Source organism: Pseudomonas sp. S2_F07, from assembly GCF_054668325.1.
Window position 1 is genome coordinate 2,573,471 of the sequence record NZ_CP162758.1, and the last position, 22,193, is coordinate 2,595,663.

The following is a 22,193-nucleotide window of genomic DNA, read 5'->3' on the forward strand; positions in this document are numbered from 1 at the left end:
TGAAACGGGTTTTACTGGATCTGCCCGTGGCAATGCTTGAACTTCTTGCCCGAACCGCAGTAGCACAACTCGTTGCGACCCAGTTTCTGCTCGTTGCGAACCGGTGCGGCCGCGAGGGCAACATCGACCTCTTCGCCCAACACTTCCGGCTGTTCAAGGCCTGGCGCCTCTTCATGCAGGAACTGCATGCGAGCGGCCAATGCCTCGGCTTCCTGACGCAGACGCTGCTCTTCTTCGATCGGGTCTTCGCGGCGAACCTGAACGTGGGACAGCACACGGATCGAATCGCGCTTGATCGAATCCAGCAATTCGGAGAACAGGGTAAACGACTCGCGCTTGTATTCCTGCTTCGGGTTCTTCTGGGCATAACCACGCAAGTGGATACCGTGACGCAGGTGATCCATGGTCGACAGGTGGTCTTTCCACAGGTCGTCCAGCACGCGCAGAACGATTTGCTTCTCGAAGCTGCGCAGCGCTTCGGCGCCCGCCTGGTCTTCTTTCTCGTTGTACGCCGCGATCAGTTCCTGCATCAGTTTCTCGCGCAGGGTTTCTTCGTACAGGTGATCGTCTTCGTCGAGCCATTGCTGGATCGGCAGCGTGACACCGAAATCGCTCTGCAATGCAGCTTCCAGACCAGCCACGTCCCACTGTTCAGGCAACGACTGCGGAGGAATGTGCGCACTGACGGTGGCGTCGAGCACGTCCTGACGGAAGTCAGCGATGGTCTCACCGATGTTGTCGGCGGCCAGCAACGTGTTACGCATGTGATAGATCACTTTACGCTGTTCGTTGTTGACGTCGTCGAACTCGAGCAGCTGCTTGCGAATGTCGAAGTTGCGGCCTTCAACCTTGCGCTGGGCCTTTTCGATGGCGTTGGTCACCATGCGGTGCTCGATCGCTTCGCCAGGCTGCATGCCCAGGGCCTTCATGAAGTTCTTCACCCGGTCAGAGGCGAAGATGCGCATCAGGCTGTCTTCCAGCGACAGGTAGAAACGGCTGGAACCGGCGTCACCCTGACGACCGGCACGACCACGCAGCTGGTTGTCGATACGGCGCGATTCGTGACGCTCAGAGGCAATCACCTGCAAACCGCCCGATTCGAGCACTTGCTGGTGACGCTTCTGCCAGTCGGCCTTGATCTGGGCAATCTGCTCAGGGGTCGGGTTTTCCAGGGAAGCCACTTCCACTTCCCAGTTACCGCCCAACAGGATGTCGGTACCACGACCGGCCATGTTGGTGGCGATGGTCAGTGCGCCCGGACGACCGGCCTGGGCAATGATCTCGGCTTCCTTTTCGTGGAACTTGGCGTTCAGGACCTTGTGTTCGATGCCTTCCTTCACGAGCAGGCTGGACATGTGCTCGGAGGTTTCGATGGTGGCGGTACCGACCAGAACCGGACGGCCCGCGGCCATGCTTTCCTTGATGTCGGCAACGATTGCCGCGTATTTCTCGTCGGCGGTCAGGAACACCAGGTCGTTGTAGTCTTTACGGGCCAGCGGCTTGTTCGGTGGAATCACCATGACCTGCAGGCCATAGATCTGGTGGAACTCGAACGCTTCGGTGTCGGCCGTGCCGGTCATGCCGGACAGCTTGTTGTACAGACGGAAGTAGTTCTGGAAGGTGGTCGACGCCAGTGTCTGGCTTTCGGCCTGGATGTTCAGGTTTTCCTTGGCTTCGATGGCCTGGTGCAGGCCTTCGGACAAGCGGCGGCCCGGCATGGTCCGGCCGGTGTGCTCGTCGACCAGTACGACCTGACCGTCCTGCACGATGTATTCGACGTTGCGATGGAACAGCTTGTGCGCGCGCAGGCCGGCGTAGACGTGAGTCAGCAGGCTCAGGTTGTGCGCCGAGTACAGGCTCTCGCCTTCAGCCAGCAGGCCGATGCGGGTCAGCGTTTCTTCGACGTACTGGTGACCGGCTTCGTTGAGTTCGACCTGACGGGTCTTCTCGTCGACGGTGTAGTGACCGGCCTGGGTGACCTCGCCTTCGACTTCTTCAACGTGCAGCTTGAGCTGCGGGATCAGCTTGTTGACCTCGATGTACAGCTTGGAGCTGTCTTCGGCCTGACCGGAGATGATCAGCGGCGTACGGGCTTCGTCGATGAGGATGGAGTCGACTTCGTCGATCACGGCAAAATTGAGTTCGCGCTGGAATTTTTCTTCCATGCTGAACGCCATGTTGTCGCGCAGGTAATCGAAACCGAATTCGTTGTTGGTGCCGTAGGTGATGTCGGCGGCGTAGGCAGCGCGCTTCTCTTCCGGCGGCTGGAATGGCGTGACAACGCCGACCGTCAGGCCGAGGAATTCATACAGCGGGCGCATCCAGTTGGCGTCACGGCGGGCCAGGTAGTCGTTCACCGTCACAACGTGCACGCCGTTGCCGGACAGCGCGTTGAGGTAAACGCCCAGTGTTGCCACCAGGGTCTTGCCTTCACCGGTACGCATTTCCGCGATCATGCCTTCATGCAAGGTCATGCCGCCGATCAGCTGGACATCGAAGTGGCGCATGCCCATGACACGCTTGCCGGCTTCGCGGGCGACCGCAAAGGCTTCTGGCAGCAGATTGTCGAGGGATTCCCCTTTGGCGATGCGGGCCTTGAACTCGCTTGTCTTGGCACGCAATTGATCGTCCGAAAGGGCCACCATTTGCTCTTCGAAGGCATTGACGAGTTGCACCGTCTTGAGCATGCGCTTGACTTCACGCTCGTTCTTGCTTCCAAAAAGTTTCTTTAACAAAGGCGCAAACATATCGGCAGGATCTTCCACACTAAAGGGATGGAGGGCGGCCCCGTGAGTCGCCCGTGCAGCCCTCATGGCCGCATGCGAACGAGCATTCTACCCGGAAACGATGGAGAGGAAAGTGGCGATATTCCACGATGCTGGCACAGCGCTTTGACGGGGCTCACTTAAAATAAGGGCGTTTTGCTCAACTTCAAGCCGTTCAAGACAGAAGTTAGTTGTTGATTTAATGGGTAAAGCGCCCACAAAAGCAATGGGCGGGTGCATCCGGCGCTTTCTGCTACCATGGCGCCTCTGTTACTTCAGGTGTCTGATCATGGCATTTCGCCCACTTACGGCCAAAGTACCTGCCGTTCTACTACGCGAAGCCAAGCCGCTGAAGGCCATTCTCGGCCACGCTCAACGCCTGGGTCACCTGCAACGCTTGCTCGAAAGCCAATTGCAACCCGCCGCTCGCGAGCATTGCCACGTGGCTTCCTGGCGCGAAGGCAGTTTGTTGCTGATTGTCACCGACGGTCATTGGGCAACCCGCCTGCGCTACCAGCAGAAGCGCCTGCAACGGCAACTGCAAATGTTCGACGAGTTTGCCAATCTGACCCGGATCCTGTTCAAAGTTCAACCGCCGACCGTTCAGCAAGGTGCGACCGGGCATACCATGGACTTGTCCAACGACGCGGCAGCGACCATTCAGGCCACGGCCGACGGGATCAGCGACCCGAATCTGCGGGCAGCGCTGGAGCGGTTGGCGGCGCATGCCAAAACCAAAGGTTAAAGACAAGATCAAAAGATCGCAGCCTCCGGCAGCTCCTACATTTAAATTTGCGAGCAACCCGTAGGAGCTGCCGAAGGCTGCGATCCTTTGCTTTCAGCGGCGTTTTTTGCTGCCCAGCAACGAGCCCATCAAGCCGCGCACCAACTGTCGGCCAATCTGGTTCGCCGCCTGTTGCATCGCCGATTTCAGCGCCTTCCCAGCCGCTGTGCCGAGGAACTCTCCGGCCTGTTCGGTGAAACTCGGTTCCTGTTTGCCCTGCTCCGCTTCGGGCTCAGGTGCCAGTCCCTTGCGTCCCACCAGCACCTCATAGGCTGATTCGCGATCGATCGGTTGGTCATAACGCCCTTTGAACGGTGAGCCTGCGATCAACATCGTGCGCTCGGTTTCAGTCAAAGGCCCGATCCTCGATTGCGGTGGAGCCACCAACACGCGCTGGACCATTTCCGGCGTGCCCTTTTCCTGCAGGGTGCCGACCAGCGCCTCACCGATCCCGAGCTCGGTCAGCACCGACAACGCGTCGAACGCAGGATTCGGCCGGAATCCTTCGGCCACCGCGCGCAGGGACTTCTGCTCCTTGGCCGTGAACGCACGCAGACCGTGCTGGACGCGCAAACCCAACTGCGCCAGCACATCATCCGGCAGGTCACCCGGCGACTGGGTGACGAAATACACGCCCACGCCTTTCGAACGAATCAGCCTTACAACCTGTTCCAGACGATCACGCAATGCCTGGGGCGTACCGTTGAACAACAAGTGAGCTTCGTCGAAGAACAATGCCAGCAAGGGTTTTTCGGCATCGCCACGCTCCGGCAGTTGCTCGAACAGTTCGGCCAACAGCCACAGCAGGAACGTCGCATAGACTTTCGGCGCCTCATGCACCAGGCGGCTGGCGTCCAGCAAATGAATGCGCCCACGGCCATCCGCCGTGGGTTGCAGGATGTCTTCGAGTTGCAGCGCCGGCTCGCCGAACAGGGCTTCGGCGCCCTGTTGCTCCAGGGTCGCCAGACGTCGCAGCAATGCCTGGCTGGAGCCGGTGGTCATCAATGCCGCATCGTCGCCCAGCAACTGGGGGTTGTCCCGCAGGTGATTGAGCAACGCCTTCAGGTCCTTGAGATCGAGCAACAACAGGCCTTCGCGGTCCGCCACCTTGAACGCGGCGTAGAGTGCCGATTGCTGACTGTCGGTCAACTCCAGCAGGCTGCCCAGCAGCAGCGGCCCCATTTCACTCAAGGTTGTGCGTAAAGGATGACCGGACTGACCGTGTATGTCCCACAACGTCACCGGATAAGCCTGAGGCTTGTGGTTGAGCCAGGGCATCCCGGCAATCCGCTCAGCGATCTTGCCCTGGGGGTTGCCGGCGGCGCCAAGGCCGCACAGGTCACCCTTGATGTCGGCGGCGAACACCGCTACGCCGGCATTGCTGAAGGCTTCGGCCATTCGTTGCAAAGTGACGGTCTTGCCGGTGCCGGTCGCGCCCGCGATCAATCCGTGGCGGTTCGCCAGGCGCATGGCCTGGGCAATCGGCTGCCCTTCGAGATCTGCGCCGATAACGAGTTGCAATGAGTCAGGCATTTGGTCACCCATGATTAATCTTTGGTCCTGCACGGCCGATAGAGATAACGACAAAGCAGTCAGACACGATCTGGTCGGAAATTTCCCTAAGGAGAGTCGGAAAATTCACTTGCTTTCAACCTTGCCCGTCGTGCGTCCCTTTATAAAAGCACGCGCTGGACATTAAGACCTTAGCGGAACCCCAAGCCATGAACAAAAATCTGCGTTTCAGCCATAAAATCCTGCTTGCCGCCGCCCTCATTGTGATTGCCGCCTTCGCCTCATTCACGCTGTACAACGACTATTTGCAGCGCAATGCCATTCGCGAAAACCTGGAAAATTATCTGCAGGAAATGGGCGCGGTAACCGCCAACAATATCCAGACTTGGTTGAACGGGCGCAGCCTGTTGATTGAAAACCTGTCACAAACTGTTGCGCTCAACCCCGATGCCGACAACGTTTCCAGCCTGCTTGTACAAAAAGCCGTGACCTCGACCTTCATGGGTGCCTACCTAGGCAACAAGGATGGCTCGTTCATCATTCGCCCGGACAGCAAGATGCCCGATGGCTATGATCCACGTGCACGCCCTTGGTACAAAAGCGCGCAAGGCAGCAGCGGTTCGGCATTGACCGAGCCTTATATTGATCTGGCTTCCGGCCAACTGGTGATCTCCATTGTCGACAGCGTCATCAAGGACGGCCAGAACATCGGCGTGGTCGGTGGTGACCTGAGTCTGCAAGTGATCGCCGACAGCCTTGGCACGCTGGATTTCGACGGCATGGGCTATGCCTTCCTGGTCAGCTCCGATGGCAAGATCCTGGTACATCCCGACAAAGCGCTGGCGATGAAGGCGCTCAAGGATGTCTACCCGCAAGACACGCCGGCTATCAGCAGCGCAATGAGCGAAATCCAGGTCGATGGCAAAACCCGCATCGTGACCTTCACCCCGATCAAAGGCTTGTCATCGGTCAACTGGTACATCGGTGTGTCGGTCGACAAAGAAAAAGCCTACTCGATGCTCAGCGAATTCCGCGCCTCGGCTGTGGTTGCGACCATTATTGCCGTGGCCATCATCATCGCCCTGCTCGGCATGCTGATTCGCATCCTGATCCAGCCGCTGCACGTCATGACCCGTGCCATGGCCGACATCGCCGACGGCGAAGGCGACCTGACCAAGCGCCTGACCATCCAGAACAATGACGAATTCGGCACACTCGGCACCGCGTTCAACCGTTTCGTCGAGCGCATTCACGGCTCGATCCGCGAAGTGTCCTCAGCCACCGGGCAAGTCAACGAAGTGGCATTGCGCGTAGTGGCCGCTTCCAACTCGTCGATGTTCAACTCCGACCAGCAAGCCTCGCGCACCAGCAGCGTCGCGGCCGCGATCAACCAGCTCGGTGCCGCAGCCCAGGAAATTGCCCGTAACGCCGCTCAGGCTTCGAGCCAGGCCAGCGATGCCCGCAACCTGGCCGAAGACGGCCAGCAAGTGGTGGACCGCAGCATCGCGGCGATGAATCAACTGTCGAGCATGCTCAGTGCATCGAGCTCCAACATCGAATCGCTGAACAGCAAAACGGTGAACATCGGGCAGATTCTCGAAGTGATCACCAGCATTTCCCAGCAAACCAATTTGCTGGCACTCAACGCCGCCATTGAAGCCGCCCGCGCCGGTGAAGCCGGTCGTGGATTTGCCGTGGTGGCGGACGAAGTGCGCAACCTGGCACATCGCACACAGGAATCGGCACAACAGGTGCAAACCATGATCGAGGAGTTGCAGGTCGGCGCCCGGGAATCGGTCAGCACCATGAGCGACAGCCAGCGCCACAGTCAGGACAGCGTGGAAATCGCCAACCTCGCGGGCGAACGCCTGAACAGCGTGACGCTGCGTATCGGTGAAATCGACGGCATGAACCAGTCGGTGGCTACCGCGACGGAGGAACAGACCGCCGTGGTGGAGTCGATCAACGTCGACATCACCGAGATCAACACACTGAACCAGGAAGGCGTGGAGAACCTGCAATCGACATTGCGCGCGTGCTCGGACCTTGAGCAGCAGGCGGCACGGTTGAAGCAGTTGGTAGGCAGTTTCCGTATCTGATGCAGCAACCCCATGTGGCGAGGGAGCTTGTCGGGACGGTGCGGCGATCCGACAAGCTCCCTCGCCACAACAGCCTTCATCCAGCGCCTTGCAACAAACCCCGACCGAACATCTATCCTTCATATAGGTCAACCAAAGGAGTAACAGGACCGGAGGATCGTTCATCGTGCATATCGCGGACATCACCATGTTCTACGCCCCCGCCAGTGGAGGCGTGCGCACTTATCTGGATGCAAAGCACCGTCGCCTGGGCATCAAGCCAGGCATTCGCCACAGTTTGCTGATCCCCGGATCGTCCTTGGGCGAGCAGGATGGCATCTTCACGGTTCCCGCCCCTGCCCTGCCCTTCGGCAAGGGTTATCGCTTTCCTCTGCGTCTGGCGCCTTGGCGCAATGTGCTGCAAGACTTGCAACCCGATCTGATCGAAGTCGGCGACCCCTATCTCACCGCATGGGCGGCGCTGGATGCGCGGCGCCAACTCGATGTGCCGGTCATCGGCTTCTATCACTCGGACCTGCCGCTGCTGGTCAGCAACCGCATGGGAAGCTGGGTGACCAACAACGTCGAGGCCTATGTCAGCAAGCTCTATGGCAACTTCGACCGGGTCCTGGCGCCCAGCCGGGTCATGGCCGACAAGCTCACCGGGCTTGGGGTCAGGAATGTCTTCGTGCAGCCGCTCGGCGTCGACCTGCAAACCTTCAATCCCGATGCCAGAGACCCCGGGCTGCGGGCCGAGCTGGGCCTGGACGAAAACACCCGCCTCTTGATCTTCGCCGGGCGCGGGTCCAAGGAAAAAAACCTGCCGGTGCTACTCGACTGCATGAAACGCCTGGGCCGACGCTATCACCTGCTGCTGGTTGGCTCGTCGATGCCCACGGCCGTGCCGTCCAACGTGACGGTGATCGACGAGTTCTGCCCGGCGGCGCAGGTGGCCCGCCTGATGGCCAGCGCCGACGCATTGCTCCACGCCGGTGATCAGGAAACCTTCGGCCTGGTCATTCTGGAGGCCATGGCCAGCGGCATTCCAGTGGTAGCCGTGGCGGCCGGGGCCTTCGAGGAAATCGTCACCGAGGACTGCGGCCTGCTCTGTGCGCCGAACAATCCCGCCGCGATGGCCACCGCCGTTCGAGAACTGTTCGGCTCGGGCAGCGTAACCCTGGGCCGGCAAGCGCGATTGCATGTCGAACGGCATTACGCCTGGGATACGGTGGTCAACAGCCTGCTGCGCCACTACCACGCCGTGCTCGGCAGCCAATGGCCGCAGGCAGCCAATGGTTGAGTCCATGAACTGTCCCGCTTTACTGCTGGTACTGCACGACGTGGCACCGCCCACCTGGGCCGATTACCAGTCGTTCGTCGAAACCGTCGACGCCTTGGGTGACGTGCCGATCACCTGGCTGGTGGTCCCGGATTTGCACAAACACAACAATCTGGACGCCCATCCGCAATTTTGTCGCCAGCTCAGTGCCGGGGTCGCCCGGGGCGACGAACTGGCACTGCATGGCTATTTCCATTGTGACGACGGGCCGATGACCATCAATCCCCGCGACTGGTTCATGCGTCGGGTCTACACCCACGAAGGCGAGTTTTACCGTTTGTCGCAGGAAGACGCCCTCGCCCGGTTGCGTTCGGGTATCGATATGTTCCACCGCCATGACTGGCCGCTCGAGGGGGTCGTCGCCCCGGCCTGGCTGATGAGCCAGGGCACTCGCCAGGCGTTGCGCCAATTGCCGTTGAGTTACACCAGCGACTCGCAACATTTATACCGGCTACCGGATTTCATCGCGATAGAGGCGCCGGGGCTGGTCTGGAGCGCGCGCAGCGCCTTGCGCCGGGGTGTTTCGAAGCTCGTCAGCGACTGGCGAGAACAGCGTTGGCAGCACGCCCCGGTGATTCGCCTGGGCCTGCACCCGGTGGACATGCGCCATGAGTTCTCACGCCGATACTGGCTACAAACCCTGGAGCACCTGCTCGACATCGGAAGAGTTCCGATGACCAAGGCCCGCTGGCTGGCGCTGCAAAACGACCGAATGGGCCTTGCCGCATGAGTCGCGCACTGCTGTTGTTCGTCGGTTTGCTCGCGGCAGTGCTGATTCCATTATTGTTGGGCGGCAGCGAAACCTGGTCTCGGCTGAGCGCATTTCCGCTGCCGTGGTTGCTGATCATGTTCGGCATGATCCTGCTGTGCTGGGGAGTGAACACTCTGCGTTTGCGCCTGTTGCTGGGGGATCAGTGCGACAAGGTCGGCCGACTCAGGAGCCTCGGCGTGGTGATGGCCGCCGAATTCGCCTACTGCGCCACGCCCGGCGGCAGTGGCGGACCTCTGACGATCATGGCCTTACTGGCGCGTCGCGGCGTGCGTCCCGCCAGGGGCAGTGCAGTGTTTGCCATGGATCAACTGAGCGACTTGCTGTTTTTCCTCTGTGCCCTGAGCGGGATTCTGATTTACGCCCTGTTCCAGCACCTCAGCCAGCGCATGGAATGGATGCTGATGGTCAGCACCGTTTCGCTGTTCGGCGGCCTGATCAGTTGCGTCATGGTGGCCCGCTATCACCGCTTATTGATTCGCCTGAGTGGCCGTTGGCTCGCCCGACTCAATGTCAAGGCGGCCACGCGAATGCGCTGGGCGCGCAAACTCCTGCAGTTTCTGGCGGCGTTTACCGACACGTTGAAGTTGCCCGTGCAGACCTTGATCAAGGTATTCGCCCTGACCTGCATGCACTGGGTCCTGCGCTACAGCGTGCTGTACCTGGCGCTACGAGGGCTCGGCGCGGACTTGCAGTGGGCCTGGAGTTTTCTGGTCCAGATGCTTGCCCTGAGCGCCGGTCAATTCAGCCTGCTGCCGGGGGGAGCCGGGGCGGCCGAACTGACGTCCGCTGCACTGCTGGCGCCCATGGTCGGGAAATCCACGGCAGCCGCGGCGATTCTGATTTGGCGGGCGGTGACCTATTACTTCTATTTACTGGTCGGTGGGCCGGTATTTTTGCTGATGCTGGGTCGGCCACTGCTGATGAAGTTGATGAAACTCAGGCAGGCTTAGGTTTGTCCTCGGGCTCTTGCTGCATCTGCTCCCACAGCTGCGCGGCGTCAGGAAACTCCGTACCGGTTTCAGGCCCCATGTCATCCGGGTCGTAGCGGCTCAGGCAACCCTCGCCCAGCGTGGCGGGAGCCTTGGAGGTGGCTTTGTCCAGTGGATCGGCCATGGTCATGTCCTCGGTGCAGAAACGGCGAAGGGCCTGAAGCGATTGAACGCCCAGGCCCTTCGAGTTTCAACTGTGACGTACGTCTGTCAGAAGACGACAGTCTTGTTGCCGTGCACCAGTACCCGGTCTTCCAGGTGATAACGCAAGCCACGGGCCAGCACCATTTTCTCGACATCACGGCCGAAACGCACCATGTCTTCGATGCTGTCGCTGTGGCTGACGCGTACCACGTCCTGCTCGATGATCGGGCCGGCATCCAGCTCTTCGGTCACATAGTGGCAGGTCGCGCCGATCAGCTTCACGCCACGCAGGGAGGCCTGGTGGTACGGCTTGGCACCAACGAACGACGGCAGGAAGCTGTGGTGAATGTTGATGACCTTGTGCGCGTATTCGCTGCACAACTCGGGCGGCAGGATCTGCATGTAGCGGGCAAGCACCACCACTTCGGCGTCGTGCTGCTTGACCAGGCGCGAAACCTCGGCGAAGGCTGGCTGCTTGTCCTGCGGATTGACCGGGACGTGGTAGTACGGAATACCGTGCCACTCCACCATGCTGCGCAAGTCATCATGGTTGGAAATCACACAGGAAATTTCGCAGTCCAGCTCATCGCTGTGCCAGCGGTGCAGCAAGTCGGCCAGACAGTGCGACTCGCGGCTGGCCATCAGGACCACGCGCTTCTTTTGCTCGGTATCGGTGATGCGCCAGTCCATCGAGAACTCTTCGGCGATCGGGGCAAAGGCTTCACGAAACGCTTCGATACCAAATGGCAGGGAGTCGGCACGGATTTCGTGACGCATGAAGAACCAGCCACTGAGATTGTCCGAGTGATGGCTCGCTTCAGTGATCCAGCCGTTGTGTGATGCCAGAAAGTTACTGACTTTGGCAACGATGCCAACACGGTCCGGGCAAGAAATCACCAGACGAAAAGTGCGCATGAGGGGGAAACTCCAGAACTTCGCAAAGGCCGCCATTCTAGCGATTGCGCAGCAAAACTGCAGTATTGTTGACGTTTCGCCCTGCCGGAAGGTCAGTGCGCCAGGGCGGACACCCGCAGTGCCTGCTTGCACAGATGCTCTTGCGTCGCCGAGCAATTGTTAATTTATGTATATCTGACAGACCGGGACCACACTAAAAACTGCATTACCAATGCGAGCCAAAACCCCGGCAATTAAATTAAATAAACTTGCCTTAAATGTTTACTTGATGAAACACGGTGACTATTATTGCCGCACTGTCACCTGCCATCCAGCGTACAACATAAGGTAGTCACCATGTCCTTGATCAACGAATATCGCGCCACCGAAGAAGCTATCAAAGAGCTGCAAGCCCGTTTGAAGAACCTGTCCCAAGACGACAAACTGCAAACCGAGCTGGAATTCGAAGGCAAACTGCGCACCCTGATGGGCGAATACTCCAAGTCCCTGCGTGACATCATCGCGCTGCTGGATCCAGAATCCAAAACCAAGGCACCACGCGGCGGTGCAGTGAAAACTACTGGCACCAAGCGTGCTCGCAAAGTTAAACAATACAAAAACCCGCACAACGGTGAAGTCATCGAAACCAAAGGTGGCAACCACAAGACTCTGAAAGAGTGGAAAGCCAAGTGGGGCGGTGACGTGGTGGAAGGCTGGGCTACCCTGCTGGGCTAAGCCTCAGAGCTTGTCGCAGATGGATCCGTGACAAAAAATAACGCCAGCAAATGCTGGCGTTTTTTATGCGCGGTGTTTAAGCCCCGGCATGTTCGATTTCAAAGACTCAAACGCTTGCGCAGTCCCTGGACATAATCCTGCCACTCACCGAGCACCCCCTGCTGAAACGCAGTAGCACTAACGCTCAATTGGGCCGCGGCGTCCACAAAACTATCAAGGGTATTTGGCGCACCCCATTCTGGGTCTGACAAACGTTTCTGACAGAATATTCGCCAGCGTTCTTGCTCTTCGGAATTCAACGTGTCGGGAAAGTTGCGTGCGCGATATCGAAACAGCAATTCAGGCAAACGTTCGTCATCGAAAGGCCACTGCTCTTGTGCCAATTGCATCGGGTCAACGGTCCTGACTTGTTCACACAATCGTCGATCCCGATCACCGATAAATCCATCATATAACTGTTGCTCCGGATCCTGGCTCTGGGAAAAATCTTCGCGCGCATAAATCGCCAGGATTTTATCCTGCCAAACTTTCCGGGCGTCATTGAGCTGCGACACCCTCTGCTGATACAGCGCCATATCCAATCCCAGACGCTGCTGATCTTCCTGGCGAAGTACCGACAACGGAGCCACTACCGGGCACTTGTTGATGTGAATCAGCTTCAATGGCACCGGCAACTCGCCCTCGGCCAGCTCGTCGCGGCGGGTATACAAGCGCTGGCGCAAACTTTCGGCATCCAGGTCGAGCAGGCCCTGGGGATCGAGGTGCAGATCACAGACAATCAGGGCGTTCTTGTTGCGCGGGTGCCAGGCCAGCGGCAACACCACACCCACATAGCTGCGCGCGGCCGAAAAACGTCCGGAAACATGTACCAAAGGTTGCAGCAGGCGTATCTGGTCCATGACTTTCTGTTTGCTGCGCAGTTGAAACAGCCAGTCGTACAACTTCGGTTGTTTTTCCCGTATCAGGCGCGCCAGGGCGATTGTCGCGCGAACATCCGACAGCGCTTCGTGGGCATTGCCATGATCGATGCCATTGGCAGCGGTCAGGCGCTCGAGCTTGAGCGTGACCCGCCCCTCGTCATCGGTCGGCCAGACCAGGCCATCGGGGCGCAGGGCATAAGCGGCGCGCACCACATCGATCAGGTCCCAACGACTGTTACCGCCCTGCCACTCCCGAGCATAGGGGTCGAAAAAGTTTCGGTACAGGCTGTAGCGGGTCATCTCGTCATCGAAACGCAGGGTGTTATACCCCGCGCCACAGGTACCGGGCGCCGAGAGCTGGGCATGCACACGGGTCATGAAATCGGCTTCGCTCAAGCCTTGCGCCTGCAGTTGCCCGGGGGTGATCCCCGTGATCGTGCAGGCAGCCGGATGCGGCAGGATGTCATCACTGGGCTGGCAGTAAAGATTGACCGGCTCATCGATTTCATTGAGATCGAAGTCAGTGCGCAAGCCGGCCATTTGCAACGGACGGTCGCAACGGGGGTTGATGCCAGTGGTTTCGTAGTCGTACCAGAAGATGGAGGTCACGGGCGATTCCTGAACTGAAGATCGGCAAAGTCTAGGCGTTCACCTCCCGCCCCGGCCAGTAGTCTTGTCATTCAAACACCTTGCGCGGCTCACCATGCAATACATAGTTATGTCGTTTCCTCCCGCCCCCGCCCCTCGAATAGGCTGCTAGCATCGAATGGATACACTATCCCGAATAAGGCCACATCGTCAGGTTGCCCATGCTCGAGACAACAGCACAGCCACGGAATGCGCCGCTGTCACCGCCACTGGATACGCGGTACCAGGTCGAAACGCCGGAAGGCATCGATCTGCCACTGCGGCCGGCCGGGTTGATGGTCCGTGCGCTGGCATTCTCCATCGATCTTGGTTTGCGCGGCCTGGTCCTGGGCGTGCTGTTCATTGTGCTGGCGATGCTCGGCAAACTGGGGGCCGGGCTCGGCTCGATCCTGCTGTTCGTGGTGAGTTGGTGGTACATGGTGCTGTTCGAGGTGCTGAACCACGGCCGCTCGCCGGGCAAACAATGGATGGGCTTGCGGGTGGTGCACGACGATGGCACCCCGGTCGGCTGGTCGGCGTCGCTGCTGCGCAACCTGTTGCGCGTTGTCGACCTGCTGCCATTCGGTTACTTCCTCGGGGCCGTCAGTTGCCTGCAACACCCCCACTTCAAGCGCCTCGGCGATATCGCCGCCGGGACCCTGGTGATCTACCGCGAACGACCGCACACCCGCCCCCAGCTCCCCGAAGCCCAGTCGCGTCGCCCGGCCTTTGTCCTGACACTCACCGAACAACGGGCCATTCTCGGGTTTGCCGAGCGCCAGGGTGAACTCTCCGCAGCCCGGGTCAAAGAACTGGCTTCGATTCTCGCCCAACCCTTGAAAGTCCAGCCCCCACAGGCGGTGACCGAGCTCAACGGCATCGCCCGCGGCTTGTTGGGGCCGACATGAAGCAAAGCCTTTTTGAAAGCCGGCACAAGGCCGAATGGGAGCATTTCGCCCACCTGCTCGAGCAGTTGGAACGGGACGGCAAAAGCACCGACGCCGGCAGTTTCCCGAAGGACTACCGACGTCTCTGCCAACACCTGGCACTGGCACGGGAGCGTGGCTACAGCAGTTTTCTGATCGACTCCCTGCAGCAACAAGTGCTGCGCGGACACCAACAGCTTTACCGTCATCGCAGCCGTTTGGGGGCCAATGTGCTGGCGTTCATCATGGCTGACTTTCCGCGACTGGTGCGCGAACAATGGCGTTTTGTCCTCGCCGCCAGCCTGATGTTCTTTGGCAGCCTGGCCGGCTTCGCGCTGTTGGTGTACCTGTACCCCGAGCTGGTCTACAACCTGATCCCCGCCGCGCAGGTCAGCGAGATGCAAAGCATGTACGACCCCGTTGCCGGTCACCTCGGGCGCACGGCGGGGCGAGCCGCCAGTGAGGACTGGGCGATGTTCGGCTACTACATCATGCACAACATCGGCATTGCCTTTCAGACCTTCGCCAGCGGTTTGCTGTTTGGTTTGGGCAGTGTGTTTTTCCTGATTTACAACGGCCTGATGATCGGGGCGGTGGCCGGGCATCTGACCTACGTCGGCTATGGGCAAACCTTCTGGTCATTCGTGATCGGCCATGGCGCCTTCGAACTCAGCGCCATCGCCCTGGCCGGTGCCGCCGGTCTGAAGCTGGGCTGGGCCTTGGTCGCCCCCGGGCGCCTGCCACGCGCCGAGGCCTTGCAATTGGCAGCGGGCAAGAGCGTGCTGCTGATCTGCGGGGCCATGCTATTTCTGTTGATCGCGGCCTTTATCGAAGCCTATTGGTCGTCGAAGACCGGCCCTTCGCACCAGACCAAGTACCTGGTCGGCGCGGCGCTCTGGCTGCTGGTGGTGGCTTATCTCGTGTTCGCCGGACGTCACCGCCATGCGCCTGAGTGACGCCACGGTGGTGATTCGCCCACGTTCGAACTGGGAAGCCATGGATCTTGGGGTGCTCCTGAGCCAACGCCATCGACGCCTGTTAATGACCAGTTGGGCCCTGGTTACTTTGCCGGTTTTCGCGCTGCTCAGTTGGGGGCTCTGGGATTCGCCCTCTCTAGCGGTGTTCATTTTCTGGTGGCTGAAGCCGGCGTTCGAACGCCTGCCCTTGTACATCCTGTCCAAAGCCATGTTCGGTGAAACGCCTACGCTCAAGCAGGCCCTGCACCAATGGCCACGCCTGCTCAAACCGCAATTGCTGGCCAGCCTGACCTGGCGACGCCTGAGCTTGCCCCGCAGTTTCCTGATGCCGGTGATGCAACTCGAAGGACTGGATGGGCAGCAACGGCAACAGCGGATACAGGTGCTGTTGCAGCGAGACGCCGGCGCCGCACGCTGGCTGACAATCATCGGCGCGCACCTGGAAGGCACGTTGTGGACCGGCTTGATGGTGTTGTTCTATCTATTGCTGCCACAACAGGTCGCGCTCGACTGGAGCTGGCAGTCGCTGATCTCGGCGGCCACCCAGGACTGGCGCTGGCTGGAACACCTGACCAACGCCTTTTATGCGCTGGTGCTGGTGGTCTGGGAACCGATCTATGTCGCCTGCGGTTTCAGCCTGTACCTCAACCGACGCACCGTGCTGGAGGCCTGGGATATCGAACTGGTGTTCCGTCGAATGCGCCAGCGTCTGGTCGGTGCAAGCGCTGTCCTGTTGATGGCCGTGATTGTGCTGATGCCGACCACCCACACCGCATGGGCCACGGAGCCGGCCCTCTCACCCGACAGCCCGCGCCTGCTGGATCAGCCCCTGACCAGCCAGGCCTCCAGGGACAGCATCAAGGCGATCCTCGAACAGCCGCCCTTCAAGAACCGGGAGTCGGTCACGCGCTACCGCTTTGGCGAAGAGCAATCGAGTGCTGGCGCCACGGACGATGGCAAGACACCGAAATGGTTGAAGACCCTGCTGAAGCTGTTCGAGGGACGAGGCTTCGGGGCATTGGCGACCCTGATTGAAATCGTGCTGTGGGGCATCGTCATTGGGGCCGTCGGCCTGTTGATCTGGCGCTATCGCGACTGGTTACAGGCCTTCGTCAGCCGCCGACCGATCCCCGTCAACAAAGCCACGGGACCGTTACCGCCGCAGGCGTTCGGCCTGGACCTCAAGCCCGAGTCCCTGCCCAGCGACATCGCCGCCCACGCCGAAAGTCTTTGGCAGACTCATCCACGCGAAGCGCTTGGTTTGCTTTATCGCGCCCTGCTCAGCCGTCTGCTGCACGACTTCAACATCGCGCTCAAGTCCGCCGACACCGAAGGCCAGGTGCTTCGGCGTGTCGAACTACTGCAACAACCGGCCTTGCTGGCCTACAGCCAAAACCTGACCGGGCACTGGCAAAACATGGCCTACGGGCATCGCCTGCCGCCCGCTCAGGTGCAGCAGGAACTGTGTAATGGCTGGCGTGTTCTGTTCGGCCCGGAGACTGCCCGTTGAGCCGGCGCTGGGGCTCGATAGCCGGTGCGTTGGTTGCCGTGTTGCTGGCTGCACTGAGCGTTTATCTGTACCTCAAGGCTACCCCCTACCAGACCGAAATCGACCACGGCCCCTCCCCCGAAGCCAATGCCAACCCTTATCTGGCGGCAGAGTTGTTCCTGCGCAAACAAGGCCTGAGCGTCGACCACGCCAATGGCCTCGACATCCTGCCCAGCCTCGACCCTCGCCAACACAGCCTGCTGTTGCTCGGGGAACGCGGCAACATGAGTCCACGGCAGATCGACCAGTTGATGAACTGGACCCGGGCCGGCGGGCGCCTTCTGTTCGTCGCCGAGTCGCTGTGGGATGAAAAGCTCGGCCACAGCAATGACCTGCTGCTCGACAAGGTGCAACTGCACCAGTCCCTGAGCAAAGACCTCAAGGCCCCACCGCCGGGTGTCGGTGATGATCCGTACCCGCCACTGACCAAGCTCTACCTGGAAGACGAAGACGCCCCGGCCTATGCCGGTTTCGATACCGCGTTCCATCTCGAAGACCCGAAAAACCTCGCCCTGGCCTGGGCCAACAGCGCCAGGGCCACCCACATGATGCAACTCGACCACGGGCTCGGTTCGATCATCGTGGTCACCGATGCCGACCTGTGGAAAACCCCGGCCATCGACCGGTACGATAACGCCTGGCTGCTCTGGTACCTGACCGCCGACACCCGCGTGACACTAATATTCAACACCGATCACGACAGCCTGCTGACCTTGCTGCTGCGTTATTTCCCCCAGGCGCTTGTCGCGCTGTTCGCCTTGATCGGCCTGGGTTTCTGGCACTTTGGCGTGCGTCAGGGTCCATTGCTGGAACCGGCGCCGAAAGCGCGCCGACAACTGCAGGAACACCTGCGCGCCAGTGCCGACTTCCTGTTGCGCCGCAACGGTCAGGCCGGCCTGCTGCAAGCCTTGCAGCAAGACATCCTGCGGCGTGTGCGGCGTCGCCACCCCGGTTTTGAACAGCTCGGTGTTGCCGAACAATGGCTGGTGCTCGCGCGCCTGACCGGCCAACCCACACGCGCCATCAGCCAGGCCATGAGCCCGCGGCCGAAACAACGGCTTTCCAGCGTTGAATTCAGCCGTCAGGTCGCCCACCTGCAAACCTTGAGGAGCGCCCTATGATCTGGCACCTAACAAGCGTTAGATTCCCATTGTATTAGAAGACAGCCCCTTACGAGCTCATAGCCTGAGATGTTGTTTATCGTCAACGCCATGGACGATGAGAACTTCGCCTCAGCGGTCAAGGCTACGGGGCGCAAGAGACTGATCATCGCCGGGGTCACCAATGACGTATGCACGGTCTATCCGGCGCTGAGCCTGGTGCGCGATGGATATGAAGTACAGGTGGTTGCTGATGGCGGCGGTTCCCCTAGCGTAATGGCGGATGATATCGCCCTGCGAAGTTATGGCGATTTAGTCGTGGTCCGTGAGAAATCAGTGCTCGCCATTAATCTATCGTGAACATACTCCTCAAATTGTTCGGCTGGCAGTGGCGGGGAAAACAGGAAGCCCTGGTAGGTCTGGCAGCCATGCTTGACCAGAAAGGTGCGCTGAGCTTCTGTCTCCACACCTTCTGCAATCACCGAAAGCCCCAATATCTGGCTCAGGCTCACAATCGCGCAGGCGATGGCGGCGTCGTTGGGATCAACCAACACATCTCTGATGAAGGACTGGTCGATCTTGAGTTGATCCAGCGGAAGGCTCTTCAGGTATGACAGTGACGAGTAGCCGGTTCCGAAATCATCCAGCGAAAGGCCTATGCCAATCTCTTTCAACTCGATCATTTTGGCGACAGTACCTTCCATATCCTCTATCAGCAGGCCTTCGGTCAGTTCCAGTTTCAATTTCTTCGGATCGGCCCCCGTGTATCTCAGTACTTGCAGTACCTCCTCGACGAAGTCCGGATGGTGAAACTGGCGGGCGCTGACATTCACAGCCATACCCAGTCGGGCGGTTTCCGAATGCTTTGCCCAGGCAACCAGCTGAGTGCAGGCTGCCTGCAGCGCCCAACGGCCTAACGGCAGAATCAACCCCGTTTCCTCTGCCAATGGAATGAACTCGCCTGGAAACACGACTCCGCGCTCAGGATTCTGCCATCTCATCAGTGCCTCTGCGCCTATGATACGGCCCTCACTATTCACCTGCGGCTGGTAATAAAGAAGGAATTCGTTGTCCCGCAAGCCTTGGCGCAAGTCTACTTCCAGTCTGGCCCGTGCCGTGGCAACCGCCTGCATTTCCGGATCGAAGAAGCGCATGGTATTGCGGCCCGCCGCCTTGGCGCGATACATCGCCAGGTCAGCGCGCTTCATAATATCGTCCACGGTGCTCAGCTGCCCCTGGAACAGCGCAATGCCGAGGCTGGGGGTGCTGTGGTGCTCATATCCATCCAACTGGTAGGAAATGTTCAGAGAGTTGAGAATCTTTTCGCCAATAGCCTTGGCCTGGATAGCTGCTTCTGGAGGACTCTCATTAAGGCCACCCAGCAGGACGACGAATTCGTCTCCGCCCAGGCGAGCCACGGTGTCGCTCTCGCGTATGCAGCCGCAAAGGCGCAGAGCAACTTGCTGCAGCAACATGTCGCCTCTGTCATGCCCCAGCGTGTCGTTCAGTGCCTTGAAGTTATCCAGGTCAATGAGAATTATCGCGCTCGTATACAGGCTACGGGAGCTGCCCGCCAGCAGATGCTGTAACCGGTCCAACATGAGCCGCCTGTTGGCCAGCCCGGTCAACTGATCGTAGAAAGCCAAACGCTGGACCTCTTGCTCAGCGGTCTTACGGTGGGTGATGTCAGTATTGATCGAGAGAACGGATTGCGGCTGGCCATCATCGTCTCGCACCAGGGTTCGATGACTTTCGAGCGTGATGGTGCAACCATCCCGGCGTCGAAGTGTAACTTCGTCCGCCCAGTCACCCGTATCTATCAGGTTGTTAGTGGCCGCATTGAAAGCGGCGCTACCCTGGTAGATCAACTCCTGTGCCGATTTGCCGAGTGCCTCTTCCTTTGACAGACCGTAGAGACGCTCGGCACTTTTGTTCCAGTACAGGATGCGATTATCCATCCCGTGAACGACAATGGCGTCCTGGGCCTTGTCCAGCAGCGATGCTTGCTGGCGGGCCTGCTTCTCGCTTTCGCGCAGCACTGCCAGATAACCTTCCCTTTCGGCTGCTTGCGACTCCATTTCGCGCCTGATCTTGCCCCCGTAGATAACGGCCGCACTGACCATCAGTAGCACGAACACCATGATCGCGTATTCGACCCGGCGCAGTTCTTCGACCGACTCAAGCTCCTCCTCCAGGAGCTTGCTTTGAATCAGGCCAACGCGATCCCGCACAGTACTGAGTGAGGCGAGCAACAGGGCAAACTTCCTGTCCATCGTTGCCATGCGTTTGCCGGCATTATCCGACTGCCCCTCCCTGAAGTAGGAAAAGATCAGCAAGGCCTCGTTCACCATTTCGACCATCGCGGCATCAACTGCACCCACCTCATCCTTCAATGCAAGGGAAAAGGCTTGTATATCTGCACTGTGTTCAGCCTCATTGGCGATCCGTACTTCCAACTGTTTTTTGGCCACTGCCAAATGCTCGTTGAAGGCGCGCAAGGCTTCATTCATGTTCCGCGATTCGGCTTCAACATTATGTGTATCGAACACATTATTGCCCGGCGCATTGACTGTGGAAGCCAGGCTGCCCAGCGTTGAATAGCTCGACAGCTGTTGGACCCACGACTGGTTTGCCTTGATGGAGCGGTGATAGGTATCGACGATCAGGTGATTCAATAGCACGCTCAGCACAACAACCAGCACGTCGAATCCAGCAAGAAAAAAGTACATGCGGTGCCATTTGGTCGAGCGTGGCTTATTCGAACTGGTGGGTATGGCTTGCTTTGCGGCGCTTTTATTCCTGAAAAAATCCATTTCACAATCTCCAAACATAATCCTTCTAAATTGACCAATAGAAGCGGTATTCGGAAACCAATTAACCTTTTGTGCCGACACCTGAACCTGAGAACACACCGCACGTAGCATTAGCCAAATTTTTTTCTGTTCTGGATTCACGCTGGTTTTCGTGAGCGAAGCTCCCGAGACAAGCAATAGCTACCGAAGCTATACGTCTTGAGTGTCATGCCAACCAGCTATTCGACACTAAGCAATGCATTTGGCGATGCTAATTTCATGGTGAGATTTTTTACTCTCGGAAGCAGTCTCTTAACATTTCGGCGAGAAAACGAAATCAGCTTCATTTGTTGTGTTTGACATCATCGTTTCAGGTAACGATTCTCCTCGCTCTCTATTGTAGAACTGAACGTCGGCAATCACTTTTGCCAGATGTTCTGTTCCTTTCAATTTCCTCAGCCTCGTTCTGCGCCTCTGGCGAGCGTGCAGACCAAGGCCTGCATGTCTGGGGTGAGCATATCCCCATTTTCGCAGTGCCCAGCCGCACCGTAGCGCAAGTCGATTCGATCCTGAGTGATCCCGACAGATCTAGTCCAAACCCTGCGCCTGCAGGTGTAGGGTTTGCTCCATGTCTTCCCGAGTGTAGTTGCGGATTTGCGCCCCTGAACTGGATGCTTCACGCAGAATAGTCGGGTGACATAGGGCACGTTGCGGGTCATTTCCGCGCAGCCTGCCGGACTGCCTGATCAGTTTCGACAGCAGACCAAGCATAGCCATTAATTTGCCATTACTCTGTTCGCCGACTGCTCCAGGTCGGTAGCAGCCCTTGATGGTCGGCAGCTTTCGGCCCAGGCTGTGTAAAAACGCAGACACTGTTTTGAAGTCTGCGTCGCTACGTAAATCTGCCAATGATTGGTGTATCAGCGGACCTGAAATTTGCGTAGAAACGCTATTTTCGTTCTGGTTCTGACTTTCAAACCTGCTCTAAACCGTTTTTACACAACCTCGGCCGATTCTTGCCTGTCACGAGGGGCAGAAAACGAACGTTATCTGCTGATCATGGCGACAAAACACCCTTATCAAATCCCCTGCAAGCAGGTGGTCAAATCAGCGCCAATTACACAACGAAAGCTTGACCAGAAACTGGATTTTCTTCGTTTACATAATCGACTCTGAAATCGCGTGGCCTCAGACCGTCATAGACTAACCTCCAACTCTGACGAACGCTCAAATGAGGGAGTTGCCATAGGATTGCAACGAGGCAGATTGGCAGTCACTCACTCATTCCAC

16 protein-coding genes and 2 pseudogenes are annotated in these 22,193 nt (G+C 58.8%); 12 read left to right on the top strand and 6 right to left on the bottom strand.

Features of this window, described 5'->3' with window-relative positions; translation table 11 throughout:
- Positions 1-11 precede the first annotated feature (11 nt).
- A complete protein-coding gene (secA, locus tag AB4O40_RS11495; RefSeq protein ID WP_056726070.1) occupies positions 12-2,747 on the bottom strand; it encodes a preprotein translocase subunit SecA in 2,736 nt (911 codons plus the stop codon).
- Between the two features lie 307 nt (positions 2,748-3,054).
- Here secA and AB4O40_RS11500 point away from each other — a divergent pair, with 307 nt between their 5' ends.
- On the top strand, positions 3,055-3,510 hold the full coding sequence (locus tag AB4O40_RS11500; protein WP_056726071.1) for a DUF721 domain-containing protein: 456 nt from the start codon (positions 3,055-3,057) through the stop codon (positions 3,508-3,510).
- Positions 3,511-3,603: 93 nt separating this feature from the next.
- Here AB4O40_RS11500 and AB4O40_RS11505 read toward each other — a convergent pair whose 3' ends face one another.
- The gene (locus tag AB4O40_RS11505) at positions 3,604-5,082 is read right to left on the bottom strand and encodes a helicase HerA-like domain-containing protein (protein ID WP_056726327.1); all 1,479 of its coding nucleotides are present in this window, start codon (positions 5,080-5,082) and stop codon (positions 3,604-3,606) included.
- 332 nt (positions 5,083-5,414) lie between these two features.
- Here AB4O40_RS11505 and AB4O40_RS11510 point away from each other — a divergent pair.
- The 5 genes and pseudogenes from AB4O40_RS11510 to AB4O40_RS11530 form a co-directional block, all read left to right on the top strand.
- Positions 5,415-6,254, top strand: a pseudogene (locus AB4O40_RS11510) (HAMP domain-containing protein); the annotation flags it as partial.
- 141 nt (positions 6,255-6,395) lie between these two features.
- Complete coding sequence (locus AB4O40_RS11515; protein WP_442965745.1) at positions 6,396-7,160, top strand: methyl-accepting chemotaxis protein; 765 nt, start codon at positions 6,396-6,398, stop codon at positions 7,158-7,160.
- Positions 7,161-7,326: 166 nt separating this feature from the next.
- On the top strand, positions 7,327-8,439 hold the full coding sequence (locus AB4O40_RS11520) for a glycosyltransferase family 4 protein (RefSeq protein WP_056726073.1): 1,113 nt from the start codon (positions 7,327-7,329) through the stop codon (positions 8,437-8,439).
- A complete protein-coding gene (locus AB4O40_RS11525; protein WP_460054477.1) occupies positions 8,432-9,208 on the top strand; it encodes a DUF2334 domain-containing protein in 777 nt (258 codons plus the stop codon). Before AB4O40_RS11520 ends, AB4O40_RS11525 begins: the two co-directional genes overlap by 8 nt.
- A complete protein-coding gene (locus tag AB4O40_RS11530; protein ID WP_056726075.1) occupies positions 9,205-10,200 on the top strand; it encodes a lysylphosphatidylglycerol synthase transmembrane domain-containing protein in 996 nt (331 codons plus the stop codon). The genes AB4O40_RS11525 and AB4O40_RS11530 overlap by 4 nt, the downstream gene beginning before the upstream one ends.
- On the opposite strand, the gene AB4O40_RS11535 is transcribed toward AB4O40_RS11530, so the two are convergent.
- Together AB4O40_RS11535 and purU are read right to left on the bottom strand one after the other, a co-directional pair.
- Complete coding sequence (locus tag AB4O40_RS11535) at positions 10,187-10,363, bottom strand: hypothetical protein (protein ID WP_177336478.1); 177 nt, start codon at positions 10,361-10,363, stop codon at positions 10,187-10,189. The genes AB4O40_RS11530 and AB4O40_RS11535 overlap by 14 nt on opposite strands.
- Before the next feature lie 86 nt (positions 10,364-10,449).
- Positions 10,450-11,298, bottom strand: a complete 849-nt coding sequence (gene purU / locus AB4O40_RS11540) for a formyltetrahydrofolate deformylase (RefSeq protein ID WP_007993692.1) — start codon at positions 11,296-11,298, stop codon at positions 10,450-10,452.
- A 336-nt stretch (positions 11,299-11,634) separates the two neighbouring features.
- Between purU and mvaT the strand changes: the two genes are divergently transcribed.
- Complete coding sequence (gene mvaT, locus AB4O40_RS11545) at positions 11,635-12,012, top strand: histone-like nucleoid-structuring protein MvaT (protein WP_007933316.1); 378 nt, start codon at positions 11,635-11,637, stop codon at positions 12,010-12,012.
- 98 nt (positions 12,013-12,110) lie between these two features.
- Here the strand turns inward: mvaT and sbcB are convergent, their stop codons facing one another.
- On the bottom strand, positions 12,111-13,541 hold the full coding sequence (gene sbcB, locus AB4O40_RS11550) for an exodeoxyribonuclease I (protein ID WP_056726076.1): 1,431 nt from the start codon (positions 13,539-13,541) through the stop codon (positions 12,111-12,113).
- 200 nt (positions 13,542-13,741) lie between these two features.
- Between sbcB and AB4O40_RS11555 the strand changes: the two genes are divergently transcribed.
- From AB4O40_RS11555 to AB4O40_RS11575, 5 genes and pseudogenes are all read left to right on the top strand, one after another.
- Complete coding sequence (locus AB4O40_RS11555) at positions 13,742-14,467, top strand: RDD family protein (protein ID WP_056726077.1); 726 nt, start codon at positions 13,742-13,744, stop codon at positions 14,465-14,467.
- Positions 14,464-15,441 (top strand): stage II sporulation protein M, encoded by a 978-nt coding sequence (locus AB4O40_RS11560; RefSeq protein ID WP_460054473.1) that lies wholly within the window; start codon positions 14,464-14,466, stop codon positions 15,439-15,441. The genes AB4O40_RS11555 and AB4O40_RS11560 overlap by 4 nt, the downstream gene beginning before the upstream one ends.
- A complete protein-coding gene (locus AB4O40_RS11565; RefSeq protein WP_409078384.1) occupies positions 15,428-16,972 on the top strand; it encodes a DUF4129 domain-containing protein in 1,545 nt (514 codons plus the stop codon). Before AB4O40_RS11560 ends, AB4O40_RS11565 begins: the two co-directional genes overlap by 14 nt.
- On the top strand, positions 16,969-18,132 hold the full coding sequence (locus tag AB4O40_RS11570; RefSeq protein ID WP_223541145.1) for a DUF4350 domain-containing protein: 1,164 nt from the start codon (positions 16,969-16,971) through the stop codon (positions 18,130-18,132). Before AB4O40_RS11565 ends, AB4O40_RS11570 begins: the two co-directional genes overlap by 4 nt.
- A 72-nt stretch (positions 18,133-18,204) precedes the next feature.
- Positions 18,205-18,411 (top strand): annotated as a pseudogene (locus tag AB4O40_RS11575) (isochorismatase family protein); the annotation flags it as partial.
- 2 nt (positions 18,412-18,413) lie between these two features.
- On the opposite strand, the gene AB4O40_RS11580 reads toward AB4O40_RS11575, so the two are convergent.
- Positions 18,414-20,924 carry a putative bifunctional diguanylate cyclase/phosphodiesterase gene (locus AB4O40_RS11580; RefSeq protein ID WP_223541156.1) on the bottom strand — a complete coding sequence of 837 codons (2,511 nt, stop codon included), beginning with the start codon at positions 20,922-20,924 and terminating at the stop codon, positions 18,414-18,416.
- Positions 20,925-22,193: the final 1,269 nt, after the last annotated feature.